This is a genomic window from Streptomyces tibetensis, from assembly GCF_007655005.1.
GTDB classification, from domain to species: Bacteria; Actinomycetota; Actinomycetes; order Streptomycetales; family Streptomycetaceae; genus Streptomyces; species Streptomyces tibetensis.
In genome coordinates this window covers 154,095-179,336 of record NZ_SZVW01000003.1, presented here as the reverse complement: position 1 = coordinate 179,336, position 25,242 = coordinate 154,095, and the positions used below count along the sequence as shown (strand labels likewise).

At 70.1% G+C, this 25,242-nt stretch carries 18 protein-coding genes and 2 pseudogenes; 10 read left to right on the top strand and 10 right to left on the bottom strand.

Translation table 11 applies throughout. From position 1 onward, the window contains the following. The first annotated feature begins 41 nt into the window (after positions 1 to 41). Together FDO69_RS05675 and FDO69_RS05670 are read left to right on the top strand one after the other, a co-directional pair. Positions 42 to 987: pseudogene (locus tag FDO69_RS05675) on the top strand (RecB family exonuclease). A gap of 14 nt (positions 988 to 1,001) precedes the next feature. Beyond that, a complete protein-coding gene (locus tag FDO69_RS05670; RefSeq protein WP_104778644.1) occupies positions 1,002 to 1,673 on the top strand; it encodes a response regulator in 672 nt (223 codons plus the stop codon). Positions 1,674 to 1,743: 70 nt separating this feature from the next. Here the strand turns inward: FDO69_RS05670 and FDO69_RS05665 are convergent, their stop codons facing one another. From FDO69_RS05665 to metH, 4 genes are all read right to left on the bottom strand, one after another. Further along, a complete protein-coding gene (locus tag FDO69_RS05665; protein WP_104778643.1) occupies positions 1,744 to 3,327 on the bottom strand; it encodes an ABC transporter substrate-binding protein in 1,584 nt (527 codons plus the stop codon). Between the two features lie 107 nt (positions 3,328 to 3,434). Beyond that, entirely contained in the window at positions 3,435 to 5,039 is a 1,605-nt protein-coding gene (locus FDO69_RS05660; protein ID WP_104778642.1) for an ABC transporter substrate-binding protein, read from the bottom strand. A gap of 409 nt (positions 5,040 to 5,448) precedes the next feature. Beyond that, the gene (locus tag FDO69_RS05655) at positions 5,449 to 6,150 is read right to left on the bottom strand and encodes an HAD family hydrolase (RefSeq protein ID WP_104778641.1); all 702 of its coding nucleotides are present in this window, start codon (positions 6,148 to 6,150) and stop codon (positions 5,449 to 5,451) included. Positions 6,151 to 6,320: 170 nt separating this feature from the next. Continuing rightward, positions 6,321 to 9,836: a methionine synthase gene (gene metH / locus FDO69_RS05650; RefSeq protein ID WP_104778640.1), complete on the bottom strand. Its 3,516-nt coding sequence runs from the start codon at positions 9,834 to 9,836 to the stop codon at positions 6,321 to 6,323. 304 nt (positions 9,837 to 10,140) lie between these two features. On the opposite strand from metH, the gene FDO69_RS05645 reads away from it, so the two are divergent. From FDO69_RS05645 to FDO69_RS05620, 6 genes are all read left to right on the top strand, one after another. Continuing rightward, on the top strand, positions 10,141 to 10,914 hold the full coding sequence (locus tag FDO69_RS05645; RefSeq protein WP_104778639.1) for an IclR family transcriptional regulator: 774 nt from the start codon (positions 10,141 to 10,143) through the stop codon (positions 10,912 to 10,914). A gap of 262 nt (positions 10,915 to 11,176) precedes the next feature. After that, positions 11,177 to 11,971 (top strand): MIP/aquaporin family protein, encoded by a 795-nt coding sequence (locus FDO69_RS05640; RefSeq protein WP_104778638.1) that lies wholly within the window; start codon positions 11,177 to 11,179, stop codon positions 11,969 to 11,971. 83 nt (positions 11,972 to 12,054) lie between these two features. Continuing rightward, a complete protein-coding gene (gene glpK / locus FDO69_RS05635) occupies positions 12,055 to 13,593 on the top strand; it encodes a glycerol kinase GlpK (protein ID WP_104778637.1) in 1,539 nt (512 codons plus the stop codon). An 8-nt stretch (positions 13,594 to 13,601) separates the two neighbouring features. Continuing rightward, positions 13,602 to 15,218, top strand: coding sequence for a glycerol-3-phosphate dehydrogenase/oxidase (locus FDO69_RS05630; protein WP_104778636.1), 1,617 nt, complete (start codon positions 13,602 to 13,604; stop codon positions 15,216 to 15,218). Between the two features lie 129 nt (positions 15,219 to 15,347). Beyond that, positions 15,348 to 16,019 (top strand): FadR/GntR family transcriptional regulator, encoded by a 672-nt coding sequence (locus tag FDO69_RS05625; protein WP_104778635.1) that lies wholly within the window; start codon positions 15,348 to 15,350, stop codon positions 16,017 to 16,019. A gap of 158 nt (positions 16,020 to 16,177) precedes the next feature. Continuing rightward, complete coding sequence (locus FDO69_RS05620; protein WP_104778634.1) at positions 16,178 to 17,161, top strand: PAC2 family protein; 984 nt, start codon at positions 16,178 to 16,180, stop codon at positions 17,159 to 17,161. Positions 17,162 to 17,237: 76 nt separating this feature from the next. Here the strand turns inward: FDO69_RS05620 and mshC are convergent, their stop codons facing one another. The 4 genes from mshC to FDO69_RS05600 all read right to left on the bottom strand — a co-directional run bounded on the left by mshC (position 17,238) and on the right by FDO69_RS05600 (position 20,709). Then, positions 17,238 to 18,467: a cysteine--1-D-myo-inosityl 2-amino-2-deoxy-alpha-D-glucopyranoside ligase gene (gene mshC, locus FDO69_RS05615; RefSeq protein WP_104778633.1), complete on the bottom strand. Its 1,230-nt coding sequence runs from the start codon at positions 18,465 to 18,467 to the stop codon at positions 17,238 to 17,240. A 95-nt stretch (positions 18,468 to 18,562) separates the two neighbouring features. Next, on the bottom strand, positions 18,563 to 19,393 hold the full coding sequence (locus FDO69_RS05610; RefSeq protein WP_170320846.1) for an SCO1664 family protein: 831 nt from the start codon (positions 19,391 to 19,393) through the stop codon (positions 18,563 to 18,565). Next, positions 19,357 to 19,944, bottom strand: a complete 588-nt coding sequence (locus FDO69_RS05605) for a DUF3090 domain-containing protein (protein WP_104778631.1) — start codon at positions 19,942 to 19,944, stop codon at positions 19,357 to 19,359. Before FDO69_RS05605 ends, FDO69_RS05610 begins: the two co-directional genes overlap by 37 nt. Positions 19,945 to 20,022: 78 nt before the next feature. Beyond that, a complete protein-coding gene (locus FDO69_RS05600; RefSeq protein ID WP_104778630.1) occupies positions 20,023 to 20,709 on the bottom strand; it encodes a histidine phosphatase family protein in 687 nt (228 codons plus the stop codon). A 61-nt stretch (positions 20,710 to 20,770) separates the two neighbouring features. Here FDO69_RS05600 and FDO69_RS05595 point away from each other — a divergent pair, with 61 nt between their 5' ends. Further along, positions 20,771 to 21,766, top strand: a complete 996-nt coding sequence (locus FDO69_RS05595) for a magnesium and cobalt transport protein CorA (protein ID WP_104778629.1) — start codon at positions 20,771 to 20,773, stop codon at positions 21,764 to 21,766. 10 nt (positions 21,767 to 21,776) lie between these two features. Here FDO69_RS05595 and FDO69_RS05590 read toward each other — a convergent pair whose 3' ends face one another. Together FDO69_RS05590 and FDO69_RS05585 are read right to left on the bottom strand one after the other, a co-directional pair. Continuing rightward, positions 21,777 to 22,565, bottom strand: coding sequence for a hypothetical protein (locus FDO69_RS05590; protein WP_104778628.1), 789 nt, complete (start codon positions 22,563 to 22,565; stop codon positions 21,777 to 21,779). Positions 22,566 to 22,829: 264 nt separating this feature from the next. Then, the gene (locus FDO69_RS05585) at positions 22,830 to 23,885 is read right to left on the bottom strand and encodes an LLM class F420-dependent oxidoreductase (RefSeq protein WP_053673940.1); all 1,056 of its coding nucleotides are present in this window, start codon (positions 23,883 to 23,885) and stop codon (positions 22,830 to 22,832) included. A gap of 210 nt (positions 23,886 to 24,095) precedes the next feature. Here FDO69_RS05585 and FDO69_RS05580 point away from each other — a divergent pair. Further along, positions 24,096 to 25,196 (top strand): annotated as a pseudogene (locus tag FDO69_RS05580) (pectate lyase family protein); the annotation flags it as partial. Between the last annotated feature and the right edge of the window lie 46 nt (positions 25,197 to 25,242).

The window sequence follows — 25,242 nt, the reverse complement described above, 5'->3', positions numbered from 1 at the left end:
CGGTGGCGGCAGAGGCACAGACGGAGGCCGAGGCCCAGCCGGTGGCCGAGGCGGCGGCCGAGACCGCCGCCGTGAGCGCCCTGGTGACCGGGTCCGCCGCCATACCGCCCGCCTCGCTGTCCCCCTCGCGTGCCAGTGACTTCATGCAGTGCCCGCTGCTCTACCGCTTCCGGGTGATCGACCGGCTGCCGGAGAAGCCGAGCGAGGCCGCGACCCGGGGCACCCTGGTGCACGCGGTCCTGGAGCGGCTCTTCGACGCCCCGGCCGCCGAGCGCACGGCGCCGCGGGCGAAGTCCCTGATCCCCGGCCAGTGGGACCGGCTGCGCGAGACCCGTCCGGAGGTCGGGGAGCTGTTCGCCGACGACCCCGAGGGTGAGCGGCTGGCGCGCTGGCTGAGCGAGGCGGAGCAGCTCGTCGAGCGCTGGTTCACCCTGGAGGACCCCAGCCGTCTGGAGCCGGCCGAGCGGGAGCTGTTCGTCGAGGCGGAGCTGGAGTCCGGGCTGCGGCTGCGCGGCATCATCGACCGGGTCGACGTGGCGCCCACGGGCGAGGTCCGGATCGTCGACTACAAGACGGGCAAGGCACCCAGGCCGGAGTACTCCGAGGGCGCCCTGTTCCAGATGAAGTTCTACGCCCTGGTGGTGTGGCGGCTGAAGAACGTGGTCCCCCGGCGGCTCCAGCTGGTCTACCTCGGCAGCGGCCAGGTGCTGACGTACGACCCGGTCCTCGCCGACCTGGAGCGGGTGGAGCGCAAGCTGCTGGCGCTGTGGGAGGCGATCCGGCTCGCCACCGAGACGGGCGACTGGCGGCCGCGGCCCACGAAGTTGTGCGGCTGGTGCGACCACCGGGCGCACTGCCCGGAGTTCGGGGGCACTCCCCCGCCGTATCCGCTGCCGGTGCGCGCGGCGGAGCTTGCGGTGCAGCCCGTCGCCGGTGAGGGCGCCTGAGTCCGGCGGGCCCGCGCAGGGCAGAATGGGGCCGGACTAGCGAAGGAGACTTACGTGGCCATCCGCGTCCTACTGGTCGACGACCAACCACTGCTCCGTACCGGCTTCCGGATGATCCTGGAGGCCGAGCAGGACATCGCGGTCGTCGGGGAGGCCGGTGACGGACTGCAGGCACTCGACCAGGTGCGTGCGCTACAGCCCGATGTGGTTCTGATGGACATCCGCATGCCGCGGATGGACGGTGTGGAGGCGACCCGGCAGATCACCGGGCCGGAGCGGGACGGCCCGGCGAAGGTGCTGGTGCTGACCACCTTCGACCTCGACGAGTACGTGGTGGAGGCGCTGCGCGCCGGTGCCAGCGGGTTCCTGCTCAAGGACGCGCCGGCCAACGAACTGGTGCAGGCCATCCGGGTCGTCGCAGGGGGCGAGGCGATGCTCGCGCCGAGCATCACGCGCCGGCTGCTCGACAAGTACGCCACGCATCTGCCGTCGGGGGACGAGCCGGTGCCGAACACGCTGCACACGCTCACCGACCGCGAGGTCGAGGTGCTGAAGCTGGTGGCGCGCGGGCTGTCCAACGCGGAGATCGCCGCCGACCTGTTCGTCAGCGAGACCACCGTCAAGACACACGTCGGGCATGTGCTGACGAAGCTGGGCCTGCGCGACCGGGTACAGGCGGCGGTGTACGCGTACGAGAGCGGGCTGGTGCGCCCGGGCGCGCAGTAGCCAGGGCGAGCCGGCAAACGAGGAAGGGCGCCCCCGCCGAGCGGGAGGCGCCCTTCTTCACATCGGTGCGTCAGGCGTCCTTGCTGAGCTCCCAGAAGCGGAACACCGTCGACGCGTCGAGGCAGTACTCGAGGCCGTAGACGCCGTCGCGGACGACCGCGTACTGCTTGGCCTGCCACACCGGCAGAACGGGGAGTTCGTCGGCGACGATGTCCTGCAGCTCCCCGAACTCCTTGTCCGTGGAGGCCCGGTTGGTCAGGGCGGCGGTGCGCGGGATGAGCGAGCCGGTGATCGTGCCGTTGTCGTAGTTGTTGCTCAGCACGTTGCCCTCGCCGAAGAAGGGGGCCGTGAAGTTGTCGGCGTCCGGGTAGTCCGGCACCCAGCCCTTCACGTAGACGCCGTACTTGCCCGCGGCGATGTCCTTCTCGTACTGGCCGAAGGGGACCGACTTGACGCTCGCGTCGAACAGGCCGCTGGCGTTGAGCTGGCCGGCGATGGCCTCCAGCTCCTGGTCTGTGGCGGGGCCGTAGCGGGACGGGGTCGACCAGAGGGTGAGCTTCACCCTGTCCGTGATGCCGTCCTCGCGCAGCGCGGCCTGGGCCTTGGCCCTGGAGGGCCGGGCGCCGTAGGTGTCGAAGAAGGCCGTGTTGTGGCCCGCGATACCGGCCGGGATGATCGAGTACAGCGGTGTGGCGGTGCCCTGGTAGACGTCCTTGATGACGGCTTCGCGGTCGAGCAGGTGGGCGATGGCCTTGCGGACGCCGAGCTTTCCGGCGACCGGGTCGTCCATGTTGAACACGAGGTGCTGGACCTCGGCGCTGCTGCCCTCGACGACCTCGGTGCCGGTGCCGTCGTCGGCCTTCTCCATGTCGGCGACGTCGCCCGCGGTGAGACCGCGGTAGGCGATGTCGACCTCCTCGTTCTGGATGGCCTGCTTCAGGGCGGTCTGGTCGCCGTCGAAGAACTTCAGCGTGACGCCGGTGTTCTTGACCTTGGCGGTGCCCTCGTAGTTCTCGTTGACCGAGAAGACGGCCTGGCCGTCGTCGAAGGAGTCGAGCTTGTACGGGCCGGAGCCGACGGCCTGGCCGTCCTTGCGGAGCTTGCCCGCGTCGTACTCCTTGTGGTCGACGATGGAACCGGCGCCGGAGGCGACCTTGCTGGGGAAGGTGGCGTCGGCCGTGTTCAGCTGGAAGACGACCGTCTTCTCGTCCGGCGTCTCGACCTTGTCGAGCGTGGGGAACATGATCGCGGGCCCGTCGGGGTCGTTGATCTTCAGCATGCGGTCGAAGGAGAACTTCACGTCCTCGGAGGTGAGCGCGTCACCGTTGCTGAACTTGAGGCCGTCCTTCAGCGTGCACCTGTAGACCCGGGTCTGCGTGTCGCTGAAGGCGCAGCTCTCGGCGGCCTCCGGCTGGGGTTCCGTGGCGCCCTTGGGGAAGCTCAGCAGGGACTGGAAGACGTTGTTGAACAACAGCCAGGAGCCGGGGTCGTAGCCGGAGGCCGGGTCCGTGGCCAGGACGTCGTCGGACATCCCCACCACCACGTTGGAGCCGTCCCCCGCGGAGTCTCCGCTCTCCGTGCCACAGCCGGTCAGCAGTCCGGAGGCGAGCCCCGCCACGATGGGCAGGACCGGCCACTGGTTGCGTAGGTTCACGTGTGTGCCTTGTCGTCGGTTCTCGAGAACTCCCGGAGCCTGTCCCCGGCTCCGGGGCACGGCTCCCCGGGGCCGCGGTCAGGGGCCCCGGGGATCCTGCGGGTCCGTCAGCCGCTCACGCCCCGCCCGAGCTCCCACAGCTGGAGCGTCGAGGCGGAGTTGAGCGCGTACGCGGTACCCGTGACGTCGTCGCGGGCGGCGACGTACTGCTTGCCCTGCCACAGCGGCAGCACCGGCACGTCGCCGGCGACGATGTCCTGAATGTCCGTCAGGCTGGTGGAGGCGGACAGCCGGTCCGCCTCACGGCGGGACTCCGGGATCAGGGTGTTGCGGATCTGGTTGTTGGCGTACGGCGAGCCGAGCGTGTTGTCGGCGTCGAGGAACGGCGCGAGGAAGTTGTCGGCGTCCGGGAAGTCCGGGAACCAGCCCATGCCGTAGACGTCGTAGTCGCCCTTCTTCTCGGCCGGGCGGAACGTGTCCCAGGGGGTGCCCTTGATGCCGACGTCGAACAGGCCGCTGGAGTTCAGCTGGTCGCGCAGGACCTCGAACTCCTTCTTGGTGGCCGGGCCGTAGTGGTCGGTGGTGTAGTGCAGCGTCAGCTTCACCGGGGTGGTGATGTTCGCCTGGCTGAGCAGGGCACGGGCCTTGGTGACGCTCGGCTCGCCGTACTTGTTGAAGAACGAGTTGGAGTGGCCGGTGACGCTGGCCGGGACCAGCGAGTACAGCGGCTCGGCCTGGGAGCCGTAGACCTTGGAGACCAGCGCGCTGCGGTTGACGATCTGGGCCATCGCCTGGCGTACGGCCTTGGACTTCACCGTCGGGGCGTCGGTGTTGAAGCCCAGGTAGCGGATCTCCAGGCCGGGCATCTCGACGAGGTCGACGTCGGTGTCGGCGTCGCCCGAGAGCTTGCGGATCTGATCCGGCGACATGGCGCGGGTCATCAGGTCGATGTCGCCCTTGTCCAGTGCCTTGCCCATGGCGTCGGCGTCCTTGAAGGACACCATGTCGACCTTGTCGTTGTTCACCTTGAGGGTCCCCTTGTAGTCGGGGTTCCTGGTGAACTCGGCCTTGACCAGCTCGTTGTTCTCGACGTCGGCCTTGAGGGTGTACGGGCCGGAGCCCGCCAGGTCGAAACCGTCGCGCAGCTTGTTCTTCGGGTAGTCGTCGGGGTCGACGATGCCGGCGACCGGGGTCGACAGCTTGTACGGGAAGGTCGCGTCGGCGGTCTTGAGGTGGAAGATGACCTCGCGGTCGCCCTGGGTCTCGATGGTGTCGATGGTGGACAGCAGCGCGAACACGCCGCTGTCGGCCTTGAGGGAGCGGGCGCGGTCGATGGAGTACTTCACGTCGGCCGCGGTGACAGCGTTGCCGTTGGAGAACTTCAGGCCGTCGCGCAGGGTGCAGGCGTAGCGCTCGTTGCCGGTGTCGGTGAAGCCGCACCGCTCGGCGGCCTCCGGTACCGGCTCGCCCTCGCCGCGCGGCTGGATCATCAGGGTCTGCACGGTCTGGCGCAGGATGTTCCAGGTGCCGACGTCGTAGGCGTAGGCCGGGTCGAGGGGCGCCGGGGCGTCCTTCGAGGCGGTGAACCGGTCCGTGGTGCCGACAACGATCGCGTCGCTGTCGCCGCTCCCGCTGTCGGACCCGCCGCAGGCGGCGAGCACCGGCGCGAGCAAGCCGATCACGGCCGGCAGCACCAAAGTCTTGCGGTTCATGCTCGAGTTTCTCCAGAGCTGTCGACTCCGTGTACCCGGCATGCAGGGGTGGCGCAGCGGATCACGGGGGTGGGGCGATGTTCTCGCGACGAGGTTAGTCCGGGCCGGCAGGAGGGTTCGCAGCCACCGGAGTTGAGCACCCATCACGCTGTGGAACCGGGCGCGGACAGACCGAATACCCGACAGCGGAAGCTTTGGTGCAGCGTTCCATCAATCGGGACACAAGGGCACGCCGACAGCCCCCTGGAGGGGGCGCGCAGCACACGCCGGATCCACTGTCGACCCCCGAATGCGTGGGGAACGTCACACGCGTAAACGGGTTCGAAGGTACGGGAATTCGATCGCCCGGAGAGCTTCGAATTCACCTTCGGAATTGCCGTCCTAACGCCGCTGCACGCTGGGTGAACACCTAGCGCATTTCCGTCATCAAGCCGTGCAGAAATGTCAGGTCGACCTCTTCGAGGGAGGTGACGACCGTACGGCGCAGGGCGGGGGCGATGGGGGCCACGGAGGGCACGGCCACGACCTGGCAGCCCGCGGCCTCGGCGGCGGCGACCCCGGTCGCGGTGTCCTCGATGACGGCGCACCGGGCCGGGTCCGCGCCCAGTCCGGCGGCGGCGGCCAGGTACGGATCGGGGTGGGGCTTGGTGCGCGGCACCTCGTCACCGGCCACCGTCAGGCTGAAGTGGTGGGCGCCGAGCGAGGTGAGCACCCGGTCGATGATGCGCCGGTGCGAGGCGGAGACCAGGGCTGTGGGGATCTCGTACTCGTACAGCTCGGCGAGGAGCCGCCCGGCGCCCGGCATCAGCGGCAGGGCGCGGCCGATGCGGTCCTCGAAGCCGTCGTTCAGGAGCACGGTGAGCTCGTCGAGGGGGATGTCGGCCCCGGTGGCCTCGATGAGGAACCCGGCGCTGCGGGTCATGGGGCCGCCGACCACGACGTGGCGCCAGGACTCGTCGAGCGTGTGGCCGAGGGAGGCGAAGACCTCGACCTCGACGTCCCACCAGAAGCCCTCCGAGTCCACGAGCGTGCCGTCCATGTCGAGGAGCACGGCCTGCAGGGCCGACCCTTCGGCGGACCGGGTACCGAGTGCGGGGACCGTACTGGTCATCCACGTACCTCCTTGAGGGACGGTCAGGCCGGCTCCCACGAAGGGAACCGGCCTGCGGTGGACCGACCAGTCTACGTTGTCCGTGAGCGAAGTGCCTCGTTCAGCGGCTGTGCCCCCGGGCACACCGTGGATACGCCCAGGGCCGCCGTGACGTGCACGAGACGGGCCGCTCAGCGGGCGTTGAAGTACTTCGCCTCCGGGTGGTGGATCACGATGGCGTCCGTGGACTGCTCGGGGTGCAGCTGGAACTCCTCGGACAGCTGGACGCCGATGCGCTCCGGTTCGAGCAGGTCGGCGATCTTGGCCCGGTCCTCCAGGTCGGGGCAGGCGCCGTAGCCGAGGGAGAAGCGGGCCCCCCGGTACTTCAGCTCGAACATGCCCTGCATCTCGTCCGGGTCCTCGCCGGCGAAGCCGAGTTCGGAGCGCACGCGCGCGTGCCAGTACTCGGCGAGCGCCTCGGCCAGCTGCACGGACAGCCCGTGCAGTTCGAGGTAGTCCCGGTAGGCGTTGGCCTCGAAGAGCCGCGCGGTCTCCTCGCCGATGCGCGAGCCGACGGTGACGACCTGGAAGCCGACGACGTCGGTCTCGCCGGACTCCTCCGGGCGGAAGAAGTCGGCCAGGCACAGGCGGCGGCCCCGGCGCTGGCGCGGGAAGGTGAAGCGGGTGCGCTCGTTGCCCTGCTCGTCCAGGATGATCAGGTCGTCGTCCTTGGAGACGCACGGGAAGTAGCCGTAGACCACGGCCGCCTCCAGCAGGTTCTCCGTCTGGAGCCGGTCCAGCAGGCCGCGCAGCCGGGGCCGGCCCTCGTTCTCGACGAGCTCCTCGTACGACGGGCCCTCGCCGGTGCGGGCCTGCTTCAGGCCCCACTGGCCCTTGAACAAGGCGCCCTCGTCGAGCCAGCTCGCGTACTCCTTGAGCTGGATGCCCTTGATCACGCGGGTGCCGCGGAAGGGCGGGGTGGGCACGGGGTTGTCGGTGGCGACGTCGGAGCGGACGTGCCCCTCCTCGGGGCGCTCCTCGACGGCGGCCGGGGCGGCGGCCCGCACCCTGCGCTGCTTGAGCTCGGGCAGCTTGGCACCGGGTACGCCCCGCTTGACGCCGATCAGTGCGTCCATCAGGCGCAGGCCCTCGAAGGCGTCGCGGGCGTAGCGGACCTCGCCCTCGTAGATCTCGTGCAGGTCCTGCTCGACGTAGGCGCGGGTGAGGGCGGCGCCGCCCAGGATGACCGGGTAGCCGGAGGCCAGGCCGCGCTGGTTGAGCTCCTCCAGGTTCTCCTTCATGATCACCGTGGACTTCACCAGCAGTCCGGACATGCCGATGACGTCGGCCCTGTGCTCCTCGGCGGCTTCCAGGATCGCGGAGACCGGCTGCTTGATGCCGAGGTTGACGACGTTGTAGCCGTTGTTGGACAGGATGATGTCGACGAGGTTCTTGCCGATGTCGTGCACGTCGCCGCGCACGGTGGCGAGCACGATGGTGCCCTTGCCGGCCTCGTCGGTCTTCTCCATGTGCGGTTCGAGGTGGGCGACGGCCGTCTTCATGACCTCGGCGGACTGCAGGACGAACGGCAGCTGCATCTGGCCGGAGCCGAACAGCTCGCCGACGACCTTCATGCCGTCCAGCAGGGTCTCGTTGACGATGTCGAGCGCGGGCCGCTCCTGGAGGGCCGCGTCGAGGTCCGCTTCGAGGCCGTTCTTCTCGCCGTCGATGATGCGCCGCTTCAGGCGCTCGTCCAGCGGCAGGGCGGCCAGCTCCTCGGCCTTGCCGGCCTTGAGGGACTTGGCGGTGGCGCCCTCGAAGAGCTGCATGAGCTTCTGCAGAGGGTCGTAGCCCTCGGCGCGGCGGTCGTGGATGAGGTCCAGGGCGGTCTGGACCTCCTCCTCGCTGAAGCGGGCGATCGGAAGGATCTTCGACGCGTGCACGATCGCCGAGTCCAGGCCCGCCTTGACGCACTCGTCGAGGAAGACGGAGTTCAGCAGGATGCGGGCGGCCGGGTTGAGGCCGAAGGAGATGTTGGACAGGCCGAGCGTGGTCTGCACCTTCGGGTGGCGCCGCTTGAGCTCGCGGATGCCCTCGATGGTGGCGACGCCGTCCCCCCGGGACTCCTCCTGGCCGGTGCAGATGGTGAAGGTCAGGCAGTCGACGAGGATGTCCTCCTCGTGGATGCCCCAGTTGCCGGTCAGGTCGTCGATGAGCCGTTCGGCGATCTCGACCTTCTTCTCGGCGGTGCGGGCCTGGCCCTCCTCATCGATGGTGAGCGCGATGAGGGCGGCGCCGTGCTCCTGGGCGAGGGCGGTGACCTTGGCGAAGCGGGACTCGGGGCCGTCGCCGTCCTCGTAGTTGACCGAGTTGATGACCGCGCGGCCGCCGAGCTTCTCCAGGCCGGCCCGGATGACGTCGACCTCGGTGGAGTCCAGGACGATCGGCAGGGTGGAGGCGGTGGCGAAGCGGCCGGCCAGTTCCTCCATGTCGGCGACGCCGTCGCGGCCGACGTAGTCCACGCACAGGTCGAGCATGTGCGCGCCCTCGCGGATCTGGTCGCGGGCCATCTCCACACAGTCGTCCCAGCGGCCCTCCAGCATGGCCTCGCGGAACTTCTTCGAGCCGTTGGCGTTGGTGCGCTCGCCGATGGCCAGGTAGGAGGTGTCCTGCCGGAACGGCACGGACTGGTACAGGGAGGCCGCGCCCGGCTCGGGCTGCGCGCTGCGCTCGGTCGGAGCGACGTCCCGGACACGCTCGACCAGCTGACGCAGGTGCTCGGGGGTGGTGCCGCAGCAGCCGCCGACGAGGGAGAGGCCGTAGTCCCGGACGAAGGTGTCCTGCGCCTCGGCCAGCTCGGGCGCGGTCAGCGGGTAGTGCGCGCCGTCCTTGGTCAGTACCGGCAGGCCCGCGTTCGGCATGCAGGACAGCGGGATGCGCGAGTGCCGGGACAGGAAGCGCAGGTGCTCGCTCATCTCGGCCGGGCCGGTGGCGCAGTTCAGGCCGATCATGTCGATGCCGAGCGGCTCCAGCGCGGTCAGGGCCGCGCCGATCTCGGAGCCGAGCAGCATGGTGCCGGTCGTCTCGACGGTGACCGAGACGATCAGCGGTACGGACTGGCCGGTGGCCTCCATGGCCCGGCGGGCGGCGATGACGGAGGCCTTGGTCTGGAGGAGGTCCTGGGTGGTCTCCACGAGCAGCGCGTCCGCGCCGCCCGCGAGCAGGCCCTCGGCGTTCTGCTGGTAGGCGTCCCGGATGGCGCCGAAGGTGGTGTGGCCGAGGGTGGGCAGCTTGGTGCCGGGTCCCATCGAGCCGAGCACCCAGCGCTGCTGCCCGGTGCTGCGGGTGAACTCGTCGGCCACCTCGCGGGCGATCCGGGCGCCGGCCTCGGACAGCTCGGTGACGCGCTCGGGGATGTCGTACTCGCCGAGGGCGGTGAGGTTGGCGCCGAAGGTGTTGGTCTCCACGCAGTCCACACCGACGGCGAAGTATTCGGAGTGGACCGAACGGACGATGTCCGGCCGTGTCAGGTTGAGGATCTCGTTGCAGCCTTCGAGGTTCTCGAAGTCCTCGAGTGTGGGGTCCTGCGCCTGGAGCATGGTGCCCATGGCTCCGTCGGCCACGACCACTCGGGTGGCCAGGGCTTCTCGGAGCGCGGACACACGGGCCCGGCTGTCTGCGGAAGGGGTCGGCGGCAACGCGGCCATGAAAAAGGCTCCCTCGGATGCGACGGCTGTCGGCTTTGCGGCTTCCCGGACAGCCAGGGGGCATCCGGGGAAGGGCGCACCGCGCCAGCGTAACCGGGAGTGGGCTTGGATGGGCAGCGCGTCCACGGGGCGGACTCCGGTGGCATCGGAACGGCCGTCCGGGTGATGTGTCGGTCGATGCGGCGCAACAAATGGCGCCCAGCCATTAGCGAGAGGTCGACATCGACCGGTAGTGTTCGACATTGCCGAACGAGGGCTGTGGTGACGCTCGTCGGCGGTCGAAGGGGACGGAGGCAGTACGGCGATGGCACGGAACATCCAGTCGCTCGAACGGGCGGCCGCGATGCTGCGGCTGCTCGCGGGCGGCGAGCGGCGGCTCGGCCTGTCGGACATCGCCTCGTCGCTGGGCCTGGCCAAAGGCACCGCCCACGGCATCCTGCGCACCCTCCAGCAGGAGGGCTTCGTGGAGCAGGACGACGCCTCCGGGCGCTATCAGCTGGGCGCGGAGCTGCTGCGCCTGGGCACCACCTACCTGGATGTGCACGAGCTGCGGGCGCGCGCCCTGGTGTGGGCGGACGACCTGGCCCGGTCCAGCGGCGAGAGCGTCTACCTGGGGGTCCTGCACCAGCAGGGCGTGCTGATCGTGCACCACGTCTTCCGGCCCGACGACAGCCGGCAGGTCCTGGAGATCGGGGCCATGCAGCCGCTGCACTCCACGGCCCTGGGCAAGGTGCTGTCCGCCTACGACCCGGTGGCGCACAGCGAGGCCCTGGAGGCCGACCGCAAGGCGTTCACCGACAAGACGGTGTGCGAGCCGGAGGGCTTCGAGCACATCCTCGACGTCACGCGCGCGCGTGGGTACGCGGCGGACGTGGAGGAGACCTGGGAGGGCGTGGCGTCCATCGCCGCCCCCATCCACGACCGGCGGCGCATGCCGGTCGGCTCGGTGGGCATCACGGGCGCCGTGGAGCGGCTGTGCCGGCCCGACGACGACGGAGCGCTGCGGCCGGAGCTCATCGCGGCCGTACGGGACTGCGCCCGCGCGGTCTCGAGAGACCTGGGCGCCGGGCGGTTCTGAGGGCACACGAGCGGACCGGGGCGTCGTACGGCGTTCCGGTCCTCGGCATGTCCGCGCTCACCTGCGGCAAAGATCACTGAGTCCGCGGCGATCAGTAACGATCAGATTTTCGAGTCCACAGCCCTTGACGTGCTCGTAACGCCGAAGCAAGACTCCCGTCCATCGGTCGACATTGTCGAACAGCTACCGGCAATACGCGCTAGAGTGTGACAACGCCAGGCCGGTATCGAACTTCCCTGGACGTAGGACAAAGGAGTCGCGGGTGTCCAGCTCCGACATCTTCATCGGCGAGACCATCGGTACCGCCATACTCATCCTCCTCGGCGGCGGCGTCTGTGCCGCCGTCACGCTGAAGGCCTCCAAGGCACGCAACGCCGGCTGGCTCGCCATCACCTTCGGGTGGGGCTTCGCGGTGCTCACGGCCGTATACACCTCGGCGCCGCTGTCCGGCGCCCATCTGAACCCGGCCGTGACGCTGGCCATCGCCATCAAGGACGGCGACTGGAAGAACGTCCCGGTCTACTGGGCCGGACAGCTCCTCGGCGCCATGATCGGTGCCGCTCTGGTCTGGATCGCTTACTACGGTCAGTTCCACGCGCACCTCACCGACCGCGAGATAGTCGGCGGTCCGGGTGCGCAGGCCACCAAGGTCAAGGCCGTCGAGGCCCAGGAGAAGGGCGCCGGCCCCGTGCTGGGCGTCTTCTCCACCGGCCCCGAGGTCCGGGTCGCCTGGCAGAACATCGCGACGGAGGTCATCGGCACCATCGTGCTGGTGCTCGCCGTGCTCACCCAGGGCCTGAACGACAAGGGCAACGGCCTGGGCAACCTGGGCGCCCTGATCACCGCGCTCGTCGTGGTCTCCATCGGCCTGTCCCTCGGCGGCCCGACGGGGTACGCGATCAACCCGGCCCGTGACCTCGGTCCGCGCATCGTGCACGCCCTGCTGCCACTGCCCAACAAGGGCGGCTCCGACTGGGGCTACGCCTGGGTCCCCGTGGTGGGTCCGCTCATCGGCGGCGCCATCGCGGCGGGCATCTACAACGTCGCGTTCGCCTAGGAGCGATTCCCCGCCCTGTCGGGAAACTTCCAGCACGCGCCGTACGTAAAGCCCCATAAACCCGGAATTACCAGGAGCACACAGTGACCGACGCGCACACCGCCGGCCCTTTCATCGCCGCCATCGACCAGGGCACGACCTCCAGCCGCTGCATCGTCTTCGACCGCGACGGCCGGATCGTCTCCGTCGACCAGAAGGAGCACGAGCAGATCTTCCCGAAGCCGGGATGGGTCGAGCACAACGCCACCGAGATCTGGACGAACGTCCAGGAGGTCGTCGCCGGGGCCATCGAGAAGGCCGGCATCACCCGCGACGACATCAAGGCCATCGGCATCACCAACCAGCGCGAGACGACCGTGCTGTGGGACAAGAACACCGGTGAGCCCGTCCACAACGCCATCGTCTGGCAGGACACCCGCACCGACGCCCTGTGCCGCGAGCTCGGCCGCAACGTCGGCCAGGACCGCTTCCGCCGCGAGACGGGCCTGCCGCTCGCCTCCTACTTCGCCGGCCCCAAGGCCCGCTGGCTGCTCGACAACGTCGACGGCCTGAAGGAGCGCGCCGAGGCGGGCGACATCCTCTTCGGCACCATGGACACCTGGGTCATCTGGAACCTGACCGGTGGTACCGACGGCGGCAAGCACGTCACCGACGTCACCAACGCCTCCCGCACGATGCTCATGAACCTGCACACCATGCAGTGGGACGAGAAGATCTGCGAGTCCATCGGCGTCCCGCAGCAGATCCTTCCCGAGATCCGCTCCTCCGCCGAGGTCTACGGCGAGATCACCGGCGGGAAGCTGGGCGACCTGCTCGGCGGCATCCCGGTCGCCTCGGCGCTCGGCGACCAGCAGGCGGCCCTGTTCGGCCAGACCTGTTTCGCCGAGGGCGAGACCAAGTCGACCTACGGCACCGGCACCTTCATGGTGATGAACACCGGTGACAAGATCATCAACTCCTACAGCGGCCTGCTGACGACGGTCGGCTACAAGATCGGCGACCAGAAGACGGTCTACGCCCTGGAGGGCTCGATCGCGGTCACCGGTTCGCTGGTGCAGTGGATGCGCGACCAGATGGGCCTGATCTCCACCGCCGCCGAGATCGAGACCCTCGCCCTGTCGGTCGAGGACAACGGCGGCGCCTACTTCGTGCCGGCCTTCTCCGGCCTGTTCGCCCCGTACTGGCGCTCCGACGCCCGCGGTGTGATCGCCGGCCTCACCCGGTACGTCACCAAGGCGCACCTCGCGCGCGCCGTCCTGGAGGCGACCGCCTGGCAGACGCGGGAGATCGCCGACGCCATGACGAAGGACTCCGGCGTGGAGCTGGCCGCCCTCAAGGTCGACGGCGGCATGACCTCCAACAACCTGCTGATGCAGACCCTCGCCGACTTCGTGGACGCCCCCGTGGTGCGCCCTATGGTCGCCGAGACCACCTGCCTCGGCGCCGCCTACGCCGCCGGTCTCGCCGTCGGCTTCTGGAACAGCACCGACGACCTGCGCGCCAACTGGCGGCGGGCCGCCGAGTGGACCCCCCGCATGGACGCGGAGACCCGCGCCCGTGAGTACAAGAGCTGGCTCAAGGCCGTCGAGCGGACCATGGGCTGGCTCGAGGACGAGGAGTAAGAAACAGCATGACCACCAAGTCCACCCTGCAGTCCGTGCCTGCCCTGGGGACGCACCCGGCCTCCGGCTCGAACCCGAGCCGAGCCGAGACCAGGGAGCAGCTCTCCAAGGCGTCGTACGACCTTCTCGTGATCGGCGGCGGCATTCTGGGCATCTCCACCGCCTGGCACGCCGCGCAGTCCGGCCTCAGGGTGGCTCTGGTGGACGCCGGCGACTTCGCCGGCGCCACGTCCTCCGCCTCCTCCAAGCTGCTCCACGGGGGCTTGCGCTACCTGCAGACCGGCGCGGTGAAGCTGGTGGCGGAGAACCACTTCGAGCGCCGTGCGGTCTCCCGCCAGGTGGCTCCCCACCTGGCGAACCCGCTCACGTTCTACCTCCCCGTGTACAAGGGCGGGCCGCACGGCGCTGCGAAGCTCGGAGCGGGCGTCTTCGCCTACTCCGCGCTCTCCGCCTTCGGTGACGGCGTCGGGCACCTGCTGTCGCCGGCCAAGGCCGCGCAGGACGTTCCCGAGCTGCGCACCGAGAACCTCAAGGCCGTGGCCGTCTACGGCGACGACCAGATGAACGACGCGCGCATGGCGCTGATGACGGTGCGCGGGGCCGTCGAGGCGGGCGCGGTCGTTCTGAACCACGCCGAGGTGACGGGCCTGCGCTTCACCCAGGGCCGTGTCACGGGCGCCGAGCTGAAGGACCGCCTGTCCGGCGACGAGTTCGGCGTCAGCGCCCGGCTGGTGCTGAATGCGACCGGCCCGTGGGTCGACCACCTGCGCAAGATGGAGAACCCGAACGCGGCGCCCTCCATCCGCCTGTCGAAGGGCGCGCACCTGGTCCTCAAGCGCACCTCCCCCTGGAAGGCCGCGCTCGCGACCCCGATCGACAAGTACCGCATCACCTTCGCCCTCCCCTGGGAGGACATGCTGCTGCTCGGCACCACCGACGAGGAGTTCGAGGGCGACCCGGCGGACGTCTCGGTCACCGAGAAGGACATAGCCCAGATCCTCGACGAGGCCGCCTTCTCGGTCCGTGACCAGCAGCTGGACCGCGACCTGATCACCTACGCCTTCGCGGGCCTGCGGGTGCTCCCGGGCGGCCCCGGCGACACCTCCAAGGCAAAGCGCGAGACGGTCGTCACCGAGGGCAAGGGCGGCATGCTGTCCGTCGCGGGCGGCAAGTGGACCACGTTCCGCCACATCGGCCGGACCATCATGAAGAAGCTGGAGGCGCTGCCGGGCCACCCGCTGGGCGACGACTTCGAGCCGATCAGCGCGCTGCCGAAGAAGCTGCCGCTGCCCGGCATCGCCAACCCGCGCGCGGTCGCCCACCGGCTGCTCACCGACCGGCCGGCGCCCGGCCCGCGCATGGCGGCCGACACGGCCAAGCACCTGGCCACGCACTACGGCTCGCTGGCGTTCGACATCGCCCGCCTGGCCAACGAGAGCCCCGAGCTCGCCGAGCGCGTCCACCCCGACGCCCCGGAGATCTGGGCGCAGGTCGTCTGGGCCCGCGACCACGAGTGGGCCGAGACGCAGGACGACGTGCTGCGCCGCCGCACGACGCTGACGATCCGCGGCCTCGCCACGGACGACGTCCGCGCCAAGGTGCAGGACGTGCTCGACAAGAAGTAGGCACGAGGTACGGGGGGGACCCCATCCCGGCAGGGGCGGCTCCACGCCGACGGAGCCGCCCCTGCCGCGTTCCCGTACCCCCATAATGACCTGATACGTCGGAGGTCTTGAGCACACAGGGAGGCCGCCATGGCAGTCACCGACGAGGCGATCGAGAAGATCAAGGGGATGATCGTCTCCGGCGCGCTGCGCCCGGGCGACCGACTGCCCAAGGAGAGCGAACTCGCCGCCGACCTGGGGTTGTCGCGCAACTCTTTGCGGGAGGCCGTGCGCGCCCTGTCGCTGATCCGGATCCTCGACGTACGGCAGGGCGACGGCACGTACGTCACCAGCCTCGACCCGCAACTCCTGCTGGAGGCGATGAGCTTCGTCGTCGACTTCCACCGCGACGACACGGTCCTGGAGTTCCTGGCCGTACGCCGCATCCTGGAGCCGGCGGCGACCGCCATGGCGGCGCTGCGGATCAGCGAGCAGCAGCTGGACGCGCTCGGCGCCCAGCTGGACAAGCTCGGCGACACCCCGCCCGTGGAGGATCTCGTCGCCTGCGACCTGGAGTTCCACCGGGGCATCGTGCAGAGTTCGGGCAACTCCGTGCTGTGCTCGCTGCTCGACGGTCTGTCAGGCCCCACGACCCGGGCCCGGATCTGGCGCGGTCTCACCCAGGAGGACGCCGTCGCCCGCACCCTGCGCGAGCACCGCGCGATCCTGGCGGCCCTGCGCGACCGGGACCCCGAGGCGGCGCGCTCGTGGGCGACCGTCCACGTCGCCAGTGTGGAGCAGTGGCTGCGCTCCACGCTGTGACCGGGGCCTCACGGACTGCTCGGATGAATCCGGGGTGTTCAGGGGCGGATCACGGGGCAGTGATGGGGTCACTCCCCCTGCGAGGGGGCTGCGGGCGCCCCCGCGGCACGCCGTAAGGTTGGGTGGTCAAGCGAGGGCACGTCGGAAGGAGGCGCTGGGTGATCGAGCTCGAGGGGGTTCCCGAGCTGGTCGACCCGGTCATGGTGGCCGCGTTCGAGGGCTGGAACGATGCCGGCGACGCCGCCTCCACCGCGGTCGCGCATCTGAACCGGGAATGGAAGGGCGAGGTGTTCGCGGCGCTGGACGCCGAGGACTACTACGACTTCCAGGTCAACCGCCCGACGGTGTTCATGGAAGCGGGCGTCCGCAAGATCACCTGGCCCACGACCAGGCTGTCGGTGGTCCGGATCGGTGGTGAGAAGCCGCGCGACCTCGTCCTCGTGAGGGGCATCGAACCGTCCATGCGGTGGCGGTCGTTCTGCAACGAACTGCTGGGCTTCGCGCACGAACTGGGGGTGGAACTGGTGGTCGTCCTGGGCGCCCTGCTCGGCGACACCCCGCACACCCGTCCGGTTCCGATCAGCGGCACGACGTCCGACCCGGACCTGGCCCGCCGCATGGACCTGGAGGAGACCAAGTACGAGGGCCCCACGGGCATCGTCGGGGTCCTCCAGGAGGCCTGCACGCACGCGGGTGTCCCGGCCGTCTCGCTGTGGGCCGCGGTGCCGCACTACGTGTCGCAGCCGCCGAATCCCAAGGCCACGCTGGCGCTGCTGAACCGCCTGGAGGACCTGATCGACGTGCGCATCCCGCTGGGCGAGCTGCCCGAGGACGCGCGCGCCTGGCAGGTCGGGGTGGATCAGCTGGCCGCCGAGGACAGCGAGGTCGCCGAGTACGTCCAGTCGCTGGAGGAGGCCCGGGACACCGCCGAGCTGCCGGAGGCCTCCGGCGAGGCGATCGCCCGGGAGTTCGAACGCTATCTGCGGCGTCACGACGGCGGCGGGCCGCCCGCGCCCGGCGGCCACGCCACGGCCGACGGCAGCGACAGCACCTCGTATCTGCGGGACAACCCCAGCGGCCGCACCCGCCCGCCGAAGCCGCCGAAGCCGGGCACGGACGACGACGAGTCGTCGGACGACTGAGGTCGACCGAGGTACACCGCACGACGCGCGGAGGGGCGTCTCCCGGCCGGGAGACGCCCCTCTGCGTGCCTCTGGGCTACAGCGCCACACCCAGCAGCGCGTCCACCGCCCGGGAGACCACCCCGGGCGCGCCGATGTCCGTACCGCCGCTCTGCTCCTGGAGCGCGACCCAGCGGTCGACCGCGGCGAGCGCGGCGGGGGCGTCCAGGTCGTTCGAGAGGGCCTCGCGGATCTCGTCGACGAGCGCCTCCGCCGGCGGCCCGTCGGGCCGGGACACGGCGGCCCGCCAGCGGCCGAGCCGTGCGACGGCGTCCTGGAGGACCTGGTCGGTGTACTCCCAGTCGGCGCGGTAGTGGTGGGCGAGCAGCGCGAGCCGGATGGCGGCCGGGTCGACGCCGTCGTGCCGGAGCCTGGAGACGAAGACCAGGTTGCCCTTGGACTTGGACATCTTCTCGCCGTCCAGGGCGACCATGCCGGCGTGCACGTACGCCTTGGCCATGGGGAACTCGCCGGTGAGGGCCTGGGCGTGCGAGGCGCCCATCTCGTGGTGCGGGAAGGCGAGGTCGGAGCCGCCGCCCTGGATGTCGAAGCCCATGCCGAGGTGGTCGAGGGCGATGGCCACGCACTCGATGTGCCAGCCGGGCCGTCCGCGCCCGAGCGATCCGCCGTCCCAGCTGGGCTCGCCCTCACGGGCCGCCATCCACAGCATCGGGTCGAGCGGGTTCTTCTTCCCGGGGCGGTCCGGGTCGCCGCCGCGCTCGGCGGACAGCAGCCGCATCGCCGCGGCGTCGAGGTGGGAGACCTTGCCGAAGTGCGGGTCGGACTCGACGGAGAAGTAGACGTCCCCCTCCAGTTCGTAGGCCGCGCCGGCGTCCCGGAGCCGCTCGACGAGCGGGACGATCCCGGGTATGGCCTCGACGGCGCCTATGTACTGCCGCGGCGGCAGCATCCGCAGGGCCGTCATGTCCTCGCGGAAGAGGACCGTCTCCTTCTCGGCGAGCGCGGCCCAGTCGATGCCGTCGCGCTGCGCCCGCTCCAGGAGGGGGTCGTCGACGTCGGTGACGTTCTGGACGTAGTGAACCTGGCGCTTGGTGTCGAGCCACACGCGCTGCACGAGGTCGAACGCGTTGTAGGTCGCCGCGTGTCCCAGGTGCGTGGCGTCGTACGGGGTGATGCCACAGACGTAGATACGGGCGACGGGACCGGGGTCGAGGGTGACGAGGCCGCCGGTCGCGGTGTCGTGGATCCTCAGGTCGCGGCCCTGACCAGGCAGGGCGGGGACCTCGGAAGCGGGCCAGGCATGCATGCCATGAGCCTAACCGGACTGAAGTTCCCTATACGAATGGGAGCGGGCCACACGGCCGAGAAGGCGCTCTTGCGATGTTCCGGGTCCCTGTGCTGCTACACGGGTGGCCAGGGAATCGCCGGCCACTCCCCGCTCGGCTCCGGGTGGGTGCGCGAGGCGAGCAGGGCGCCGACCCGCGCGCGGGTGGCGTCGATCTCGGCGTCGGTGATCAGCGGTTCGAGCCGCGCGGCGAGCGGACCGCCCTCGGCCAGGCCCTTCCTGAGGCCTTCGAGGACGTCGACGGCCTCCTCGGTGAGGGCCTCCCCCGCCCAGCCCCACAGCAGGGTCCGCAGTTTGTTCTCGGCGTTGAACGTGACCCCGTGGTCGATGCCGTAGAGCCGTCCCTCACCGGTGGGCAGCAGGTGACCGCCCTTGCGGTCGGCGTTGTTGATGACCGCGTCGAGGACCGCGAGCCGCCGCAGCCGTTCGTCGTCGGCGTGCACGAGCAGCGCGGTGCGTCCCTCGCCTACCTCGGCGAAGCCGATCGCCTTCCAGCCCGGCTCGGGTTCCTCGCCGTCGACCAGGGCGAGCAGTTCGGCCTCGGGCGTCACCTCGACCCACAGCTGGCACATGCCCTCGCCGTAGGGGCCCTCGCGCAGCACGGTGGGTGGCACGAGGCTCCAGCCGGTCGCCTCGGAGACCTCGTACGCGGCGACCTCGCGCTGGGCCAGCGTCCCGTCCGGGAAGTCCCACAGGGGCCGCTCCCCCGCGACCGGCTTGTAGACGCAGGCCGCCTCCTCGCCGTCGTACGACACCGTGCAGTACAGGGCCGCGTTGGAGGCCTCGCGGATGCGTCCGCGTACGGTCAGTTCGCCCCGGGCGAGCAGCTCGGCGGCGTTCGCGGAAGGCGTCACGCTCCGCGGCGGTATCCGTTCTGGCGCGGACATACGTGTCCTTCCGGGTCGAGCGGGAGGCTGCACAGCGGGCACGGCGGCCGTCCGGCGTTGACGACGTCGAGAGCGCGCTTGGCGAAGGCCCTGGCCTGCGTGCCGGTGAGCCGGACCCGCAGCATCGGCGGCCCGTTCTCGTCGTCCTGGAGCAGCCGCTCCTCGGCCTCGGCGAGGTCCTCCTCGGATTCCGCGTCCAACTCCACGAGCGCCTGCGCCTCGACGATCATGAGCTGCTCGTCACCGTCCCAGGCGAGCGCCATGGTGCCGACCCGGAACTCCTCCTCGATCGGGGTGTCCAGCGGGGCGGTGTCGGTGTCCGAGGGGGCGACGGCGGGGACGTGGGCGCTGCCGCCGCTCCGGCGTACGACCTCGTCGAGCAGTTCGTCCATGCGCTCGGCGAGGGCGGCGACCTGGGTCTTCTCCAGGGCCACGCTGGTCACCCGGGAGCCGGCGGAGGCCTGGAGGAAGAACGAACGGCGCCCGGGCAGTCCGACCGTACCGGCCACGAAGCGCTCCGGATGGTCGTAGAGGAACACCTGACGGGACACGTCCTGTCTCCATTGGAATCGTGGGAACCGTGTGACCACGGCACTGCTGCGACCGCTTCACCCTACTGCGGTGAACGATCACGGTGCGCCCGCACCACCCCCGACTTCGGCCTCGCCGCCCGGTGCTTCCTCGCGCGGCACGAGGGAGGCGAAGTCACCGGTGTCGCCGAGCCGTACGAGAAACGGCCGCAGTCGTGTGTAGCGGATCGCGGTGATGGAACACGGTTCGACGGAAATTCGCTGGAAGAGGTCCAGGTGAAGCCCGAGGGCGTCCGCGACGAGCGACTTGATGATGTCGCCGTGCGAGCACATCAGGTAGACGGCGTCGGCGCCGTGGTCGCGCTCCACGCGCGCGTTCCACTCGCGCACGGCCTCGGCGGCACGCGTCTGCATGGACCGCATGGACTCCCCGCCGGGGAAGGCCGCCGCGGAGGGGTGCGCCTGCACGACCTCCATCAGCGGCTCGTCCCCCAGCTCGGCGAGCTTGCGCCCGGACCAGTCGCCGTAGTGGCACTCGCCGATGCGCTCGTCGGTGTGCGGGCTCAGCTGCGGCCGGGCGTCGAGCAGGGGCTGGATCGTCTCCTGGCAGCGCTGGAGCGGGCTGGTGACGATTTCGGAGAGGGGCACGTCGGCCAGCCGCCCGGGGAGCGCGGCGGCCTGCGCGGCGCCGCGCTCGTCGAGGGCGACACCGGGCGTCCAGCCGGCGAGCAGTCCCTCGGTGTTTGCGGTGGAGCGTCCGTGCCTGACCAGGATCAGCGTGGGCATGCGCTCCAGCGTAGGCGCACGCGCGTGTGTGGTGTCGTTCGAGTGACGGGAGACTCGCTTCGTGATCGTCGACTGTGCCATCTATCGCGACGGACAACGGACGGAGGGGCCAGAGGACCTCTCCGACGCCCTGGGGGACGCCCGCACGGCGGGCGGCTTCGTGTGGATCGGGCTGCACGAGCCGACGGAGGACGAGTTCGACCATGTGACCCGGGAGTTCGGGCTGCATCCACTCGCCGTCGAGGACGCCCTCAAGGCCCATCAGCGGCCCAAGCTGGAGGTGTACGACGACTCGCTCTTCGTGGTGCTCAAGCCGGTGGCGTACGAGCCGCAGAGCGACACCGTCTCCTCCGGCGAGATCATGATCTTCCTGGGCGACGCGTTCGTGGTGACCGTCCGGCACGGCGAGGGCTCCCCGCTCAAGGCCGTACGCCACCGGCTCGAGCAGGAGCCGGAGCTGCTCGGCAAGGGCCCCACGGCCGTGCTGTACGCGGTCGCCGACGCCACCGTCGACCACTACCTGGACGTGGCGACCGAGTTGCAGACGGACCTGGAGGGTCTGGAGGCGGAGGTCTTCTCGCCGGACGGCGGGGGCTCCCGGAACACGGCGTCGCGGATCTACGACTTCAAGCGGCAGGTGCTGGAGTTCCGCCGGGCGACGGGGCCGCTGGCCCCGCCGATGAGCCGGCTGGCGGGCACGGCGTCGGCCGGCGTGACCGTGCCGTTCGTGGACGACCGGGCCCGGCCGTTCTTCCGCGACGTCAGTGACCACCTCACCCGCGTGAACGAGTCCGTGGAGAACCTGGACCGGCTGGTGTCGGACATCCTCTCGGCACATCTCGCGCAGATGAGCGTCCGGCAGAACGACGACATGCGGAAGATCTCCGCATGGGCGGCCATGGCCGCGATCCCCACGATGTTCGCGGGGATCTACGGCATGAACTTCGAGCACATGCCCGAGCTGCACTACATCTGGTCCTACCCGGCGCTGATGGCCCTGATGGCCGTCCTGGAGGTCATGGTCTTCCGGCTGTTCAAGCGCCGGGGATGGCTGTAGCCGGACCGGCTCAGGCGAACTCGGGTTCCGGGGTCGCGGGGCCGCCGAGGGCGTCGCGGCGCTCGGGCTGCGCCAGTGAGACCATCCGGCGCCAGCCGCCGAGGCGTTCATACGCGTACATCGCGTGGATGCCCGCCGCGAGCACCGCCGACTTGGCCTTGGACCAGCCGAGGATGCGGCCCATGTGCGCCATCACGGCGAGGCTCACGTCGCGGTAGATGCGGATCTCGGCGAGCGCGCACTCGCGCAGGGTGCGCTGGATGACCCGGCCGTGGCCCGCGTAGGCGAAGCGCAGCAGTTCCTCGTGGCAGTAGGCGAGGTGGTTGTCCTCGTCGCCCGAGATCTGCTTGACCGCGCGGCCGATGTCCGGGTGGTCGGCGAAGTGTTTGCGGAGAAGGTCCATCTGCTCGGAGGCGCGCTGCTCGGTGACCCTGCTGTGCGAGAGGTAGGTGACGATGTCCTGGACCGCGAGCCGCTCGTCGCGCTTCAGCCGCTCGTGCGCGAGCCCGATGCCGTTCTTCTCCAGGAGCATGGTGTAGTCGGTCTCGGGCGGAACCCGGACGGGGTCGAGGCCGCGCTTCTTCATCAGGGCGTTGAAGATCCGGCCGTGCTTGTCCTCGTCGGCGCCGTGGCGGCTGATCTTGGGGGCGAGCTCTCGCTCGGCCTCGGGCACGAGCGCGGCGATGCGGGCGTTCTCCCAGCCGCCCTGGGACTCGCCGCTCGCGGCGATGGAGCAGAACAGGGCGAAGGACTCGTCGTTGTCGAGGATCTCCTGGAACAGACTCTTGGCCGAAAGCATCGTGGGCACCTCTCCCGCGCGCGTGGGCGTACTGCGACATTCCGCAGGGTTCCGCGAAGAACGAGTCAAGTGCGGGGAGGTGGGCGCTGCAACAGGTGTGAGGGACAACTCCGCCGAATGGAGGACGCGGGGCTTCGACGACCGGGCCGGAGAAGAGGCCGTGGTGCCGTAACCGGGGGCGGCCCGGCGCGTTGTTCCGCGTGACGGCCGTGGCGGGGAAGACCCCCGAGCCCCCACCACGGCCGCTGAAACTCCCGGTCGGGTTCAGGCGAGCCCGGCGCGCTCCAGGGCCTCCGTGCCGGCCCGCAGGGACGCGAGCCGCTCGTCGAGCGTGAAGCCCGCCGGTGCGAGGGACAGGGTGGTGACCCCGGCCGCGGCGTAGGCCTTCATCCGGTCCGCGATCCGGTCGACGGAACCGAGCAGGGTCGTCTTGTCGATCAGGTCGTGCGGCACGGCGGCCGCGGCGCCCTGCTTGTCGCCGGAGAGGTACTTGCTCTGGATCTCGGCGGCCTCCTGCTCGTAGCCCATGCGCTGGGCGAGCTGGTTGTAGAAGTTCTGCTTGGGGCTGCCCATGCCGCCGACGTACAGCGCGGTGTAGGGGCGGAAGGTGTCCGCAAGAGCGGCCACGTCCTTGTCGTCGCCGACGGCGAGCGGCAGGGTCGGGCAGACGTCGAACCCGTCGAGCGTCTTGCCGGCCTTCTCGCGCCCGGCGCGCAGGTGCGTGATCGTGGTGTCCTCGAGGTGCTCGGCGGACGGGAAGATCAGCAGCGCGCCGTCGGCGATCTCGCCGGTCTGCTCGAGGTTCTTCGGGCCGATCGCGGCGATGTACAGCGGGATGTGCTCGCGCTGCGGGTGCACGGTCAGCTTGATCGGCTTGCCCGGGCCGCCGGGCAGGGGCAGCGTCCAGTGCTGCCCCTCGTAGGACAGCCGCTCGCGGGTCATGGCCTTGCGGACGATCTCGACGTACTCACGGGTGCGGGCGAGCGGCTTGTCGAACTTGACGCCGTACCAGCCCTCGGAGACCTGCGGGCCGGAGACGCCGAGGCCGAGGCGGAAGCGGCCGCCGGACAGGGAGTCGAGGGTGGCGGCGGTCATGGCCGTCATCGCGGGCTGGCGGGCCGGGATCTGGAAGATGGCGGAGCCCACGTCGATGCGCTCGGTCTGTGCGGCGACCCAGCTGAGTACGGTGGCGGCGTCGGAACCATAGGCCTCGGCGGCCCAGCAGACGGCGTACCCGAGCCGGTCGGCTTCCTGGGCGACGGCCAGATTGTCCGCGTCCATTCCGGCACCCCAGTAGCCGAGGTTGATACCGAGCTGCATGCCACATCCCCTTACCGATCAGTAACGTGCTGTGCGGGCACCTTAGCGCGCGGGCCGGGGGGAGGTACACGGCCACCGTCGACGCGTTGTCCAGATGCGTGAACAGAAATCATGGTCGCGACCATTGACGCGTGCACAGCAAGTTCCTACCTTTCGCCGTGGAAAGCGCTTTCCAGCACCCACCTTCCAACGACGGACGGAGAGGCAAGGATGAAGCGAGCACTCCCCCTGAGACTCCCGGCGGCCCTGGCCGCACTGGCCCTGGCGGCGGCGACGGGCACGCTCGTGTCGATGCCCGAGGCCTCGGCCGCGACCGGCAGCGCCACCGGCTACGCGGCCCAGAACGGCGGGACCACCGGCGGCGCCGGAGGCCGGACGGTCCGGGCGACCACGGGAACGGAGATCCACCAGGCGCTGTGCGGCCGGGCGAGCGCGAGCACCCCGATCACCATCGAGGTCACCGGGACCGTCAACCACGCCAACACCAAGAAGGTGTCGGGCGGCAGCTGCGACACCGCGGACGGCGTGATCGAGCTCAAGAAGGTCAGCAACGTGACCCTCGTCGGGGTCGGCGGCGGCGCCCTCTTCGACCAACTGGGCATCCACATCCGCGAATCGACGAACATCATCGTCCAGAACGTGACCGTCCGGAACGTCAAGAAGTCGGGCTCCCCCACGTCCAACGGCGGAGACGCCATCGGCATCGAACGCAACGTGCGCAACGTCTGGATCGATCACACGACCCTGGAGGCCTCGGGCGGCGAGTCGGAGGGCTTCGACGGCCTGTTCGACCTCAAGGACAACACCCAGTACGTGACCCTGTCCTACAGCGTCCTGCGCAACTCCGGCCGGGGCGGCCTGGTCGGCAACAGCGAGAGCGACCGCTCGAACGGCTACATCACGTACCACCACAACCGGTACGAGAACATCGACTCGCGCGCCCCCCTGCTGCGCGGCGGCATCGCGCACCTCTACAACAACCACTACGTGCGTCTCAACGAGTCCGGCATCAACTCCCGGGCCGGCGCCCGCGCCAAGGTGGACAACAACTACTTCGAGGACTCCAAGGACGTCCTCGGCACCTTCTACACCGACGAGGCCGGCTCCTGGCAGGTCGGCGGCAACGTCTTCGACAACGTGACCTGGTCCCGCCCGGGCAGCGAGAACCATCCGGCCGGCCCCGACCCGAAGTCCACCACCACGGTCGCGATCCCGTACTCCTACCGTCTCGACGCGGCGGGCTGCGTGCCGGCCGTCGTGAGCCGGACTGCGGGCGCGAACAAGGGGCTTCAGGTGTCTGACGGCACGTGCTGACCGAGGACGACGGGCTGCGGCCGGCACTTACCGACCGAGGACG